Source organism: Pseudomonadales bacterium (assembly GCA_024234435.1).
In the GTDB taxonomy this organism is placed as follows: domain Bacteria; phylum Pseudomonadota; class Gammaproteobacteria; order Pseudomonadales; family Porticoccaceae; genus JACKOF01.
This window is the reverse complement of record JACKOF010000001.1, coordinates 1,559,322-1,572,768: the sequence shown is the minus strand read 5'-3', so window position 1 is coordinate 1,572,768 and position 13,447 is coordinate 1,559,322. Positions and strand designations below refer to the sequence as shown.

Below are 13,447 nucleotides of genomic sequence, written 5' to 3'. Positions count from 1 at the left end.
ATTAAACCCGGCGCACGTCCACAGAAACATCGAGTGTATGCTGCTCGCCTCCTCCAAAGATAACACCCCTTAGTGGGGCGACATCAGTGTAATCCCGACCCCAGGCCGTCACAATGTGCTGTTCATTAGTGGCTGTATTGTTGGTGGGGTCAAGGTCAAACCAGCCTTCACTGGGAGAAAATACCGAGAACCAGGCGTGGGTCGCATCTGTGCCTACCAGTTTTTCCTGTCCCGGAGGTGGCAACGTTTCGATATACCCTGACACATAGCGGGCAGGATATCCCAGTGAGCGGAGACATCCGATAGCGAGGTGGGCAAAGTCCTGGCATACGCCCTTTCGGTGCTCGAAGACTTCGCTTAGTGGTGTGCTGACGTCAGAGAAGTGCGGATCGTAGGTGAAATCTGTATGGATCTGTTGATTGAGGTCGCGAACGGCAGATAAAAAAGGCCGGGAGCTGGAAAATAAGGGTGCGGCGTAGTCCCTCAGTTGTTCGGTGCGGCTGATAGTTGGCGAGTCCAGTAGGAATTCTCTGGCCAGTAGTATCTTGGGATCGCTGGAGGTTTTCAGCATGTCTGTTACCTGGGCGCAGGTGCTGCCAAAATCGAGGCCGGACCAGTCATTTGATGGGGTTACCTCCACCAGGTTAGTGGAGGTGACGGTCATGGCGCTGTGCCCTTGCTCAATAGTGAAATAGCAGCAACGGTTGCCAAAATAATCCAGTCGTTCATCTGTTGAGACCGGCACAGGGTTAATAATCAGTTCACTGTGAATGCAACTCTGTGACAAGGTATTACGTGGCAGTATATAGGCGGTATTGAGGCACTGGCTGACAGGCTCGGCGTAACTGTAATTAGTCGTGTGAGTGACCTTGTAACGCATTATTCGAAGTTCCAGTTCTGGTCGACCAACTGTCTTGGTCCCTGACTTTTTTCAAAGAAGCGTTCACTGAGCAAGCTTGAAGACTCAGTGAGCAGGTAGTGCAGTCGACTAAGCAACTGATCCAGGTTGGCCCGTTTGTGGCCAGGAGTATCACAAGAACCATCACTCTGAGTCAGATCTCCAAGCCGGGTCAGGCGAATGATACTGAGTGCCTCTGCAACGCAGCGACGCTCTCCTTGCAGTTCTTTGTTGTGAGGCGCCAGTGGAAGATTGTTCAAGTGTTGTTCAAGAGCGTTTAGTTGATAAAGCACAGACCTGGGATTGGAGACATCCAGCAAGATCAGTTCCAGCGAATTCCGGGTATTCAATGCCCCCTGATAGCGGTGGCGGTAGGCTATCAGGCCTTCCATCATCATTAACAGTGATTCGAGCACCACTGCTTCATCTTGTTCCTGTAGCTGTATTTGCATGGTTGAGCGGAGTAAATTACTGGTAAACAAAGTGCTTTCGATGCGTTGACCCATGTCGAGAAAACGCCAGCCAATATCGCGAATCATGCTGCCTTGAATAATGCCAGAAAGGGCCAACATACTGGATACCAGCGGGTTCAGTGCTTCGGCGGGGGCCGATAAGACGTTGCTCTCCAGCTCAATTTTTATGGCTGAAAGCTGGTCGCGAATATCATTAATCACCCGTTGACTGTCGGTTGACATCAAGCCCTTGGCTTCTTCTGCACAAGTCAGCATGGACTGAATACAGTAACTGACACTGCCGGTTCGTTCTTGATCCAGAATAATTGATAGTAGTTCTTCTTCCGGGTGACTCTGGAGTTTGTCACTGTTGACAAAACCGGGATAGGTCGCGGTAACCTGAGTGACGGCCTGCAGCAATATATCACGCGCAGTTGTGGAAATAGTTGTATTGTTCAGTTGTAGCAGGGCCATACGGATAAGACGCAACGAGCTCTCGGCCCGTTCTGCGTATCGACCCATCCAGAACAGGTTTTCCACAACTCTTCGAGGTAATACATTGTCTTCCGGCAGAAAGGCTTCAGTTGAGCCCTGCGGGCGGAGAGAGGTCTGTTTCTCGGGTTCGGAAGCCAACACCCAAGTGTCTTTACTCATTGAACCAAGCTGGTTGGAGATCAGGGAACTATTTTCACTGTTTGCTGCGCGAGTAAGCCCGCCGGGCATCACCTGGTAGGATGAACTGGAAGCAACGGAATAAGTGCGCAGCAAAGCCGGGCGAGAAACCAGCTGATTGCCGTTAAATACCGGGGTATTGGAGGGAATCAGCTTTCTTTGGGCGACGTACAGGGAGGGTTGTCTGGCAATTGATTCCAGCAGCTTGCTGCGTTCTTTCTCTTGCAGTTCCGAAACGACAATACTGCGAACACTGGGTGAACGAAAAACACTTTTGACCACCATGTGTTCGAAATTCTCAAGTACATGGTTGTAGTCTTCCTGCAAACCGCACCACCAGGTCTCCACTGACTTGAGTCTCAATTCGCGACCGAGAAAGTGGCGGGCGATTTGTGGCAGAAATCTTAGCAACGCAGGGTTTTCCAGAATACCGGAGCCCAAGGGGTTTGCGATGGCGACATTACCCCGGCGAGCGACTTCAACGAGCCCTGGAATTCCCAGTTGTGAATCACCCTTTAGCTCAACCGGATCGCAAAAATAGTCATCTACCCGGCGCAGTATGACATCCACTCGACTCAGGCCATCCAGTGATTTTAGCCAGACATAACCATTTTTTACCATCAAATCGCCGCTCTGTACCAGATTAAAGCCCAGGTAGTCGGCGAGATACGAGTGCTCAAAGTAAGTTTCGTTATATGAGCCAGGAGTCAATATAACAATCCGAGGGATAGCGACGGAGGGCGCGAGATTAATCAGCTTTTGTCGAAGCAGCTGAAAATAGTTGGCCAGGCGATGGACATGGGAGTCTCGAAACAAACTTGGCAGAACCCGGCTCATCACCGTGCGATTTTCAAGGGCGTAGCCAGCGCCACTGGGCGCCTGGGTGCGGTCAGCGAGCAGACACATATTGCCATCAGGTTGGCGAATCATGTCAGCCGCATGAACAATGAGCTGATGTTCTCCCGGGAGTTTGATGTTCTGGCAATTGCGTAAAAAGCTTTTGTGACCGAAAACCAGTTCCGGGGGAATAATACCCCGGGTAATCAGTTCCCGTTCGCTGTAAAGGTCTTTCAGTATCAGGTTGAACAGCTCTGACCGTTCCTGTAAGCCGGCTTCGATTTGGAGCCACTCTGTGGAATCAATCAGAAAGGGAATAAGGTCCAGCAGCCAGGTGCTGTCTTTGCTGGATTGGTCATAAACGTTGTAGCTTGCCCCGTCGTCTCGAAGTATACGCAGTGCTTTTTTCTGACGATGGGATAACTCCTCCGCCCCTAACCCCGACAAGCTGGTTAGCAGATACTGCCAGGACGCATGCACTTGACCATTTTTGTCAATGGCTTCATCAATGCGATCAGCACGGGGAGAATAGTCGAGAAAACTATCGGTGGGCGTGCGTGAAGAGGAAGTGGTTTCAGACAAATTTGATAACTCTAATCAATGCGTAGCGTATATTATGGCTGGTGCCGCCTCGCATTATGTCCACTTGATTCCTGTTTGTCACTTGCCAGGAATCAAGTGGTGGTGGCTACCCCTGGAGAAAGGATGGTTGTCTGCGCAGGTCCAGCGTATGGGGGTATTCTCCCGGGGATTCTTCAGCGGGTAAACTTGCAGGTCTGGGCGGATACTTATTCGGCAGGAAATTTCTGACCATACTGGCGAGTTCTGGTGTGCTTTCCAGTGGTCCCGGTGTATGCCCATGTTGCCAGAATCGGTTGACTCTCCGCGACTCTGCTTCAAAAGCGTTGATCGGGAGTGTCTCGTAGCTTCTGCCACCCGCATGGGCAACGTGGTAGGTGCAGCCACCAATAGCGCGACCACTCCAGGTATCGATGACGTCGAACACCAGTGGCGCATGAATGCCAATGGTTGGATGCAGGGCTGAAGGTGGCTGCCAGGCTCTGTAACGTACTGCAGCAACAGCTTCGCCTTTCCGCCCGGTGTGGCGCAGTGGTACCCGGCGACCATTACAGGCAATCTGGTAGCGGCCCTCGGTAATCCCTTGTACCTTGATTTGTAATCGCTCAACAGACGAGTCCACGTAACGCGCAGTGCCAAAACTGCTCACCTCTTCCCCCAGTACATGCCAGGGCTCAATCGCCCAACGCAGTTCCAGCTGGATATCATCCAGCTCGAGGCGACCATAATGAGGGAAACGGAACTCCTCAAATGGTGCCAGCCAGTTAATATCAAAGGGGTAGCCGCGCTCGTTGAGGTCCTGAACTACGTCCTGTATATCGCTCCAGACATAATGAGGCATCATGAAACGATCATGTAGCAGGGTTCCCCAGCGTACCAGAGGTTTTGTGTAGGGCTCATTCCAGAATCGGGCAACCAGTGCTCGCAGTAATAAGGCTTGCACCAGTGCCATTTGCGAGTGTGGCGGCATTTCAAAACCGCGAAATTCAAGAATTCCCTGGCGGCCGCTGGCCGTACCGGGAGAATAGAGCTTGTCGATACAGAATTCGGCGCGATGAGTGTTGCCGGTGATATCAATCAATAAGTTGCGTAATAACCGGTCAACCAGCCAGGGCTGATCGACAATGCCGTCCGGCATTTGTTGAAAAGCGACTTCGAGCTCGTAAAGCATTTCATCGCGGCCTTCATCGACACGCGGTGCCTGGCTGGTTGGCCCTATAAACATACCGGAGAACAGGTACGAGAGGCCCGGGTGGTGCTGCCAGTAAGTCACCAGGCTGCGGATTAAATCAGGGCGGCGCAATAGAGGGCTGTCTGCCGGGGAATTGCCGCCTATGGTGATGTGATTGCCTCCACCCGTGCCGGTGTGGCGGCCGTCGAGCATAAATTTTTCAGTGCCCAGCCGACTGAGACGTGCCTGTTCGTAAAGGACGGTCGTGTTGTGTTGCAGCTCGTCCCAGTTATTGGCCGGGTGAATGTTGACTTCGATCACGCCGGGGTCCGGGGTGACCAGCAGCTTTTGCAGTCGGTTATCACGAGGTGGTTCGTAGCCCTCAATGACAACCGGAAGCTTCAGTTCATCAGCAGTCCGCTCGATCAGATTGATCAAGTCAAGATAGTGCTCAAGGTGTTCCAGCGGCGGAATAAAGACATAGATCTTGCCTTTGCGTGGTTCGATGCAGAGGGAGGTTCTGATAAAGCGTGCCGGTTCTTTTTGAGCGTGCTTGCCGGTTTTCGATGTCTTCTGTTCGGTATCATGCCTGGCATCGGCAAAGGGTTGCTGTATAACGCTTCCCCAGCTGCTTGAGCTATTTCTCTGGTCTCCCTGTGCGACAGGTGGGTACGAAGGTTTGAGTAATTCGCGGTATTCAAACGGATCGCGCTGAGGTTCTGCTTCCTCTGGTGTTGCGGGTTGCAGTGAATTGAGGGGTAGCCGCAGGCCCATTGGCGAGTCCCCGGGAATTAGCACCACACGCTCCGAGCGCAGCTGCCATCGGCAGCTGAGCCAGTTGTTACTTTTGTTATCCCAGGAAATAGGCAACACGTAGCCTGATGGATTGTTAAGTCCATGCCGCAATACACGGGCAAGCCGCATGCGATCAAGACCATCCTTCAGATCTGCCTTCATCGGATCAATTCCGACGGGCAGACTTTCTTCCTTCCAGACGTAGTAGAGCGTATCTTCATATGCCGGGTTTACGTAATCGTCATCAATACCGGCTAGTTTTGCCAGGCGATTGGCGAAGGATTCCGCCTCGGTTACGCCAAAGCCGTAGTCTTTATCGATACGTGCCAGCAGTTCCGGTTTGTGCCAAAGGGGTTGCTGATCGGTACGCCAGAAGCAGCCCAGAGCCCAGCGGGGCAGTTCTTCGCCCGGATACCACTTACCCTGACCGTAGTGCAGCAATCCTTTGGGGGCGAACTGATCGCGCAGACGAAGTAATAAGTTTTTGGCCAACTTTAACTTGTCTTCACCCAGTGCGTCGGTATTCCACTGTGCTGAATCCATATCGTCAATGGAGACAAAAGTAGGTTCGCCACCCATCGTGAGACGCACGTCATTTTCAAGAAATGCCTGATCAATCTTTTTGCCAAGCGCCTGTATGCAATCCCATTGAGCATCGTCATAAGGTTTGGTAACACGCGGATCTTCATGAATACGGGTGACTTCATTCAGATAGCTGAACGTGACCTCGCACTTATCCGTTGCGCCCGTGATGGGCGCTGCGGAAATCGGTTCGGGAGTGCATGCCAAGGGAATATGACTTTCTGCCGCAAACAGCCCTGACGTGGGGTCCAGGCCAACCCAGCCAGCACCGGGCAGATAGACCTCGCACCAGGCGTGCAAGTCCGTGAAGTCCTGTTTTGGACCTGAAGGTCCATCCAGTGATTCGACATCCGGCGTTAGCTGCACTAGATAGCCTGAAACAAACCGCGCAGCCAGTCCCATATGACGAAGAATTTGTACCAGTAACCAGCCAGTATCGCGGCAGGAGCCTTTTCTCAGTTTCAGCGTTTGATGGGGGGTTTGTACGCCGGGCTCAAAGCGCAGCGAATATTCTATGTCTTTCTCCAAACGTTGATTGAGCATGACTAAAAAATCATTGGTAGGCATTTTCTTTTTGGGAATTTCCGCCAGCCATTTAGTCAGTAGTCGGCTTTTATGGCCTTTTTTCAGGTAGGGTGACAGCTCTTTTTTTAATTGGCTGTCGTATTCGAAAGGGTAGTTTTCCGCATATTTTTCAACAAAAAAATCAAATGGGTTATACACCGTCATATCGGCGACAACTTCCACTTCGAAAAACAGTTCGCGGGTTTTTTCAGGAAACACCAATCGCGCCTGATAGTTGCCGAACGGGTCCTGTTGCCAGTTGATGAAATGTTTTTCTGGCAACACTTTCAGGGAATAGCTGACCGTTGGTGTACGCGAATGTGGTGCCGGGCGCAGTCGCAAGGTGTGCGGTGCTACGGAAACCAGTCGATCAAACTGGTAATGAGTTCTGTGGTGAATGGCGACACGTATAGTCATAGACGTTTATTGCCTGATAAAGTGAATTGCCAGAAAGCTAATTGCTCTGTTCCGTAGGAATGAACCAGGTTTTTTCAATGACGCTATTGAGGCGGTAGAGCTGTTTTTGAAAACGATCAATATATGCATGCAACACTTCGTAATCCAGATTTTTGGTTGGCACGTTGTCTACGGATTTTTTCAGTTCTGATACCACTTTTTCTACTGCGCTACTGTTGTTCACCCTGGCAGAATAGCTTTCGATATCAGCCAGACAGTAAGCTACAGACCTGGGGAATGTGGGGCTGGTGAAAACGAAATCAATGGCTTCGTCAGCGTAAATCAATGGACCTATTTCGCGGCGATAAGCACTGTTTGCCGACAGCGACAAGAGCAGGTTGGCCCAAAGGAAAGGCATAAAATTGGTGGTTGAACGCTGTTTTCTGAGAATTGTACCAATCGCCACATCGACCACCCGGCTGGTCATGTCGGCTCGTTCCAGCATGCTGCCGATCTTCAAAAAGGTAAAGCTGTGATCTCTGCTGAGAATAGTGTACAGAAGTCCTTGGATTTGTTGTGTCTGGGCAATAAGTGTTTCCAGGAATTCAAAGCGGTTGCGGCGCCCGACAGATTTTTCAGCCCAGTCCTCAACATACAGATACATTTCATTGACTTGTTCCCATGTATCCTCGGGCAACACATCTCTGCTGGTTCGCACATTCTCGCGAGCAGCCTTCACAGCAAACCGTAACGAGCAGTAGTTGTCCGTGTCGGATATCATGAATTTCAGCACATTGTGCTCATTTATATTTCGGTAACGTTTTCCGAAAGCCTCTTCCGCATCTATGGTGCCAATTAAGGTTTCCCACCCGATTTCGGAACCCTTGGGAACATCGAGCACAAGTTGTGAATAGGCGTTGATAATTCGAGCCGTGCCTTCCGTTCGCTCGAGATAACGCGCCAGCCAGAATAGTCGACTGGCAACACTTGATAGCATGCTCATTTCTTGTCCTCAACAATCCAGGTGTCTTTGCTACCACCACCCTGAGATGAGTTCACCACCAGCGAACCCTCTACCAGTGCTACCCGGGTCAGTCCTCCTGGTGTGACCCAGGTTTCCCTGCCCTGCAAAATAAAAGGGCGCAGGTCAAGGTGCCGTGGTGCAACCTTACCATCACAGAACGTGGGTGCTGTTGAAAGTGCCAATGTTGGTTGGGCAATATAATTGCGCGGGTTTTTTTCGATCAGCCGGGCAAACTCCTTATGTTTCGCCTTGCTGGCATGGGGGCCTACCATAATGCCATAACCACCAGATTCGTTGGCAGGCTTGACCACCAATTTGTGAATATTCTTGAGTACATACTCACGATCTTTTTCGATCATGCACAGATAAGTTTTTACGCTGTTGACCAGTGGTTCTTGCTTGAGGTAGTAACGAATCATTTCCGGTACAAAGGCATAAACGACCTTGTCATCTGCCACACCGCTACCGGGAGCATTGGCAATCGCAACTTTACCAGCTTTCCATGCCCGCATCAGGCCGGGCACACCCAGGGTGGAGTCTTTACGAAATGCCTCGGGGTCGATGAATTCATCATCGATTCTGCGGTAGATAACGTCGACTCTTTCAGGACCATCGACGGTATGCATGTAGACACACTCATCGTCATCCACAAACAAGTCACTGCCTTCAACCAGCTGTGAACCCATTCCCTGAGCCAGAAAAGCATGTTCGAAATAGGCGGAGTTATAAATGCCCGGTGTAAGGACAACCACACAGGGGCGTTTGATTGAGCGTGGCGATAACGATGACAACATGCTGTAAAGTCGTGAGGGATAATCATCGACCGGCAAAATACTGTAATTCTGAAATAATTCCGGGAGTACCCGTTTGGTAATTTCCCGATTCTCCAGCATATAGGATACGCCGGATGGTACGCGCAGGTTATCTTCCAGGACGTAGAATTTGCCGTCAGAGTTTCGCACCAAATCAGTGCCGCATATATTTGCCCAAGTGCCAAAACGGGGCTTGACTCCGCGGCACTGAGGTTTGTAATTACCTGATTCCAGAACTGTCTCTGCCGGAACTATGCCGTCGGCGAGTATTTTCTGTTCGTTGTAGACATCGTTGATAAAGCAGTTCAGAGCCCTGGTGCGCTGGGCAAGGCCTGTACTGACTGCTTTCCAGTCCTTGGCCCGAATGGGGCGGGGGATGATATCGAAGGGCCATGCGCGATCTATATTGCTGCCTTCGGTATAAACGGTAAAAGAAATACCCATCTCTTTAATAGTGAGCTCCGCAGCATCACAACGGTCTGCCATCTCTTCGTTGCTCAGAGACTGTAAATGGTTAACCAGTCGCCGGGAAACAGTGCGAGGAGAACCCTTGTCAGAGATAAGCTCATCAAAAAAGGGCGCAGAGCGGTAGGACTTCCAGTTATCCTTCATAAATTTTGGTTTAACTCCGGATGGTTAACAACAGATTAGCTTTTAACACACAAGTTTTGTGCCAAGAAGGAAAATTATTAAATAGCCCTTTATTCAAGGCACTTTATTCTGACTATTTTGGCGCAGTGGGTATTCCCCTGAAACGGCCGCCAGGCGGCTGAATAAAAATGTGGAATTCACCCATTTCCTGCCCTGTATTGCGTTAGTCTGCATTGATACCGGATTGCCAGTTTACTGCTGCGAGCAGTTTTGTCAGTGCCGCCATGCCTTTGCCCTTGTTGCTGATTTTCCATGCCAGATAATTTTCATGATTGTTCACTTCGCGTATCGATAACTCTACCAGACTTCCGCTGTTAATGTACTGTTGCGCCAGTTGTCGGGGCAGGTGTCCAATACCAATGCCTGCAATAATGGCTTCTGCTTTCTGGTGAATGTTTTGCACATAGAATCTTTTGCCACTGTTGCCCCAGCCTTCACTGCGGGCGATATTCATGGTCGAGGTATCGTGTGTCACCACTCTGCGAAATAATGGGAATACGCTAGAGAGTGCTTGGTGATCATGTGCCAGGTGTGCCTGTTCATGGTGTGCAGCAATAACGGGCACCAGATCGGCGTGCCCCAGAGATATTGACCGATAACCCTTTTGCGCTGGTACCGGTCCGGGAGCACCAACAACCAGTTCTACCCGGCCATGTTCAAGCGCTTCCCAGCCGCCATTAAGCACACTTTCGCATACGTCAACTTCCACATTTCTGTGTTCTTTGAGAAAGCTCGCAAGGGTTTCAAAAAAAGCCGGGTAGGATTGCATGGAGTCTACTGCTATCCGTATTTGTGGTTCCCAGCCGGTAGCAATCTCTTTGGCGGCATTGGCCAGTTTTACTGAAGCATTGAGTATTTTTCTGCCTTCCTCAAGCACTAATTGCCCTGCGGGGGTTAATACTGATCTTCGCCCTTGACGCTGAAATAACGCTATGTCGAGCTGCTCTTCCAGTTTTTGTACGATGTACGAGATTGCCGAGGTCGCCTTGTTAAGCTCCTCTGCGGCTTTCGCGTAACTCCCACGTCGATCGATAGCGTCCAGCGTTTCAAGCACTTCGATGGTGATAGGGCTTTTGTTGCTCACTTGTTTGCTCATTTAGGTCATTTTTATTGTTCTATTATTTAGAACATTCTAGACAAAAAATGTCTCTTATTCCAAAAAAACGAATCTCTAAAATGGCTTTATCTCAATTAAACAAATCGGAGCATTAATAATGAAATCACGCCTTTCCCGAATTAGCACTACAACTTCTGGCTTGGATACAGTTCCGCTTCGGATCGGTGGAGGGATTATCTTTACTGCACATGGCTCGCAAAAACTGTTTGGCTGGTTTGGTGGGTATGGTTTAGAGGGAACAGCGGGCTGGATGGACTCCATTGGCTTGTCGCCGGGCATTTTTATGGCAACGCTGGCAGGTAGTGCGGAATTCTTCGGTGGTTTATTACTGATTATTGGATTACTGGTTCGCCCCGCAGCGTTGCTGCTGGCAATAACCATGCTGGTAGCTATTTTCGCTGTTCACAGTGGTAACGGTCTTTTTCTGACCAATAATGGTTCTGAATTTGGTTTGGCATTGCTGGCAATCAGCTTGGCGCTAGTGGTGCGAGGAGCGGGGAGTGTTAGTGTTGATCGTTTTATCCGATAGTTTTTCATGGAATCCGGTTTAAGCGGAGAAGTTGATTATTTAACGCACAGGAGATTTTCACATGGCAATTTTACACATTAACAGCAGCGCCCGTATTGAAGGTTCAATTACCCGCGTTGTGAGTGAGTACTTGGTGGAGTTGTTGGATAAACCGGTTATAAGCCGGGATTTGGGTCAGCAGCCTTTACCGCCGATTAGTGCGGAGGATTTGGTTGATGTGCATGGTTCTAATCTGTCTTCTCGCCCAAGTTTTTCCCGAGCGCTAGCGTTATCTAATCAGCTCATTGATGAGCTGAAAGCGGTAGATACGCTTGTGATTGCTGCGCCAATTTACAATTTTGGTATTCCCGCCACACTAAAACATTGGGTGGATGCCATTTGTCGGGCCGGGATTAGTTTTAGATATACCGACCGAGGTCCGGAAGGTTTATTAAGCCTTAAAGATGCGTATATTGTGACGGGCTCAGGTGGTACGCCAGTAGGCAGTGATATGGATTTTGCCAGTCGCTATCTTGAGCATATATGCCAGTTCATTGGTGTTGAGAAAGTTCATCATATTGATGCCAGTGGCTCGAAAGGGTCACCAGAGCAGATCATCAGCAGTGCTAGGCAGCAGATAGATGCGTTGTTGTCCGAGGCTCAACCAGCGCCTGTTTTTGATTTGGTGTAAGAATAAAGCCGTTGGTGCGGTAGTGTTCTCACGAGAAAGCCAGTGAAGACGCTATTCGTGACAGGCGCTCCAGGAAAGCAGGTATTTTACGACCTGCTCCGGTGCTGAGAAAAAAGGTGAATGGCTGGTAGAAAGTTGCATAACTTTTTCGCAGGGTAGCTTTTTGTGCATGGCCCGCTGCAGAGCAGGGCTGATGGCTTGATCATTACTGCATTCGATGTAGGCACGCGGAATACGTCCCCATCGTTCTTGTGTGGTTTGTACAGGCGTCATCATAGGGGCTAGTGCTTGCGGTACCAGTAGGCTTTGCGCCAGAGCCAGGTCTTCGCCAGAGCAATCGGCGAAAAATAGGTTGCGTGCTGTATCAAAATCGATGGTCACACTCAGGTTGTCGCTTGAAGGGGTGAGGGCCGATGCTGTTTTTGAATCAGTGTCAGATTGCACGTGGTCGAGTACGGTCTCTCCGTTCGGCAACAGAAAAGCAGTCAAATACGTCAGGGTTTTTATTTTCTGCGGTATGGCTTCAGCAGTCTGGGTAATAGCAATTCCGCCCATGCTATGGCCAACGAGGTGAACGTTTTCTTCTGTTTGAGCAATGACGTCACTGAGGTGGTCCGTGTATAGCTGTAACGAGACTGAGCTTGTTGCTGTGCGATTAACCCCTAGCCCAGGAAGGTCTGGTGTAAAAACAGTGTGTCCTTGTGCGCGCAAAGCGGCGGCAACTTTGTACCAGCACCAGCCTCCGTGCAGTGCGCCGTGAACGAGAACGAAAGTGCTCATGGTTTTGTCCTTTATGACAGCTTAGTGTCGAATTTTTAGTACGCATTTCATGAAGATATATCGGCACAGAATCGACGTTCTGCTGACTATCGTCAAGTGCTTCTCAATTCTTGTTCCATTCGGCGGGTCACTTCATTACTGTATCAGGCAGGGTGCGGTAGAACCGGAAGGCGGTTGTTAATGGATGTGTTGACTGTGTTTTCTTGAGTACAGGCGATAACAAGCTGCCAATACCAGACAAATGCAACCAGGGGCCACTAATGCCTTGAAGTTGAAAAGGCCAAACAGGTAGGCACCGAAGGTACCGCCCAAAATAAAGCCAATAATAATCAGCATGAAAAGCATCGCTTTTCTTTTGTCAAAGGTTTCACCTCTCAATACTGAACCCAGCATGATACCTAAATCGGTAAATATGCCAGTAAGATGGGTTGTGCGTATTACAGCGCCACTGTAAGTAGTCGCTAAAGCGTTTTGAATGCCGCATGCTGCTGATGCAGCGAAATGGCCATAAAAGGAACCTTTTGACAGTAGATAAAGTGCCGTGAATATCAAGGCAGACTCCATTATTAAGGCTGTATCGTAGTGGCGCCCCAACCTTAATGTGGCGCTATGCAATAGAAATCCTGAAAAGGCGGCCCCGATAAAGAAAGCGGATAACACGCCTCCCAGGTGCAGGGATGTTTCAAATGACGCATCAAGAATACTGGTACCAAGTAGTGTGGCAGTTCCTGAAAGGTGGGATACAGACTGGTGTTCAAAGCCCAGCAAGCCAATGGCATTTATGCCGCCAGCAACAAATGCTAGAACAAATGCACCGTATTCAATCCACTTTGGTAATCTGGAGATCATAGTTGTCACTTTGCGCTGCTAAATCTGTGCTCTCACGTAGAATCGGAGCAGGGTGCAGGGTTGCCCTGG

10 protein-coding genes are annotated in these 13,447 nt (G+C 49.9%); 2 read left to right on the top strand and 8 right to left on the bottom strand.

The genetic code is table 11. From position 1 onward, the window contains the following. Window position 1: 1 nt before the first annotated feature. The 6 genes from H7A02_07340 to H7A02_07315 form a co-directional block, all read right to left on the bottom strand. A complete protein-coding gene (locus H7A02_07340) occupies window positions 2-880 on the bottom strand; it encodes a transglutaminase family protein (GenBank protein MCP5172059.1) in 879 nt (292 codons plus the stop codon). Further along, window positions 880-3,441 (bottom strand): circularly permuted type 2 ATP-grasp protein, encoded by a 2,562-nt coding sequence (locus H7A02_07335; protein ID MCP5172058.1) that lies wholly within the window; start codon window positions 3,439-3,441, stop codon window positions 880-882. Before H7A02_07335 ends, H7A02_07340 begins: the two co-directional genes overlap by 1 nt. A gap of 106 nt (window positions 3,442-3,547) precedes the next feature. Further along, complete coding sequence (locus tag H7A02_07330) at window positions 3,548-6,967, bottom strand: transglutaminase family protein (protein ID MCP5172057.1); 3,420 nt, start codon at window positions 6,965-6,967, stop codon at window positions 3,548-3,550. 37 nt (window positions 6,968-7,004) lie between these two features. Further along, complete coding sequence (locus H7A02_07325) at window positions 7,005-7,949, bottom strand: alpha-E domain-containing protein (protein MCP5172056.1); 945 nt, start codon at window positions 7,947-7,949, stop codon at window positions 7,005-7,007. Beyond that, entirely contained in the window at window positions 7,946-9,394 is a 1,449-nt protein-coding gene (locus H7A02_07320) for a circularly permuted type 2 ATP-grasp protein (protein MCP5172055.1), read from the bottom strand. Before H7A02_07320 ends, H7A02_07325 begins: the two co-directional genes overlap by 4 nt. A gap of 202 nt (window positions 9,395-9,596) precedes the next feature. Continuing rightward, window positions 9,597-10,529 carry a LysR family transcriptional regulator gene (locus H7A02_07315; protein MCP5172054.1) on the bottom strand — a complete coding sequence of 311 codons (933 nt, stop codon included), beginning with the start codon at window positions 10,527-10,529 and terminating at the stop codon, window positions 9,597-9,599. A gap of 118 nt (window positions 10,530-10,647) precedes the next feature. On the opposite strand from H7A02_07315, the gene H7A02_07310 reads away from it, so the two are divergent. Both H7A02_07310 and H7A02_07305 read left to right on the top strand, forming a co-directional pair. Continuing rightward, a complete protein-coding gene (locus tag H7A02_07310; protein MCP5172053.1) occupies window positions 10,648-11,079 on the top strand; it encodes a DoxX family protein in 432 nt (143 codons plus the stop codon). A gap of 61 nt (window positions 11,080-11,140) precedes the next feature. Continuing rightward, on the top strand, window positions 11,141-11,749 hold the full coding sequence (locus H7A02_07305; protein ID MCP5172052.1) for an NAD(P)H-dependent oxidoreductase: 609 nt from the start codon (window positions 11,141-11,143) through the stop codon (window positions 11,747-11,749). A 51-nt stretch (window positions 11,750-11,800) separates the two neighbouring features. On the opposite strand, the gene H7A02_07300 is transcribed toward H7A02_07305, so the two are convergent. Next, window positions 11,801-12,529 carry an alpha/beta fold hydrolase gene (locus H7A02_07300; protein MCP5172051.1) on the bottom strand — a complete coding sequence of 243 codons (729 nt, stop codon included), beginning with the start codon at window positions 12,527-12,529 and terminating at the stop codon, window positions 11,801-11,803. A gap of 177 nt (window positions 12,530-12,706) precedes the next feature. Beyond that, a complete protein-coding gene (locus H7A02_07295; GenBank protein MCP5172050.1) occupies window positions 12,707-13,378 on the bottom strand; it encodes a DUF1275 domain-containing protein in 672 nt (223 codons plus the stop codon). Window positions 13,379-13,447: the final 69 nt, after the last annotated feature.

Excerpts from the sequence above, each read along its gene's own strand:
- H7A02_07340 (MCP5172059.1), bottom strand. The coding sequence starts at position 880 with ATGCGTTACAAGGTCACTCACACGACTAATTACAGTTACGCCGAGCCT.
- H7A02_07330 (MCP5172057.1), bottom strand. The coding sequence starts at position 6,967 with ATGACTATACGTGTCGCCATTCACCACAGAACTCATTACCAGTTTGAT.
- H7A02_07325 (MCP5172056.1), bottom strand. The coding sequence starts at position 7,949 with ATGAGCATGCTATCAAGTGTTGCCAGTCGACTATTCTGGCTGGCGCGT.
- H7A02_07320 (MCP5172055.1), bottom strand. The coding sequence starts at position 9,394 with ATGAAGGATAACTGGAAGTCCTACCGCTCTGCGCCCTTTTTTGATGAG.
- H7A02_07315 (MCP5172054.1), bottom strand. The coding sequence starts at position 10,529 with ATGAGCAAACAAGTGAGCAACAAAAGCCCTATCACCATCGAAGTGCTT.
- H7A02_07310 (MCP5172053.1), top strand. The coding sequence starts at position 10,648 with ATGAAATCACGCCTTTCCCGAATTAGCACTACAACTTCTGGCTTGGAT.
- H7A02_07305 (MCP5172052.1), top strand. The coding sequence starts at position 11,141 with ATGGCAATTTTACACATTAACAGCAGCGCCCGTATTGAAGGTTCAATT.
- H7A02_07300 (MCP5172051.1), bottom strand. The coding sequence starts at position 12,529 with ATGAGCACTTTCGTTCTCGTTCACGGCGCACTGCACGGAGGCTGGTGC.
- H7A02_07295 (MCP5172050.1), bottom strand. The coding sequence starts at position 13,378 with ATGATCTCCAGATTACCAAAGTGGATTGAATACGGTGCATTTGTTCTA.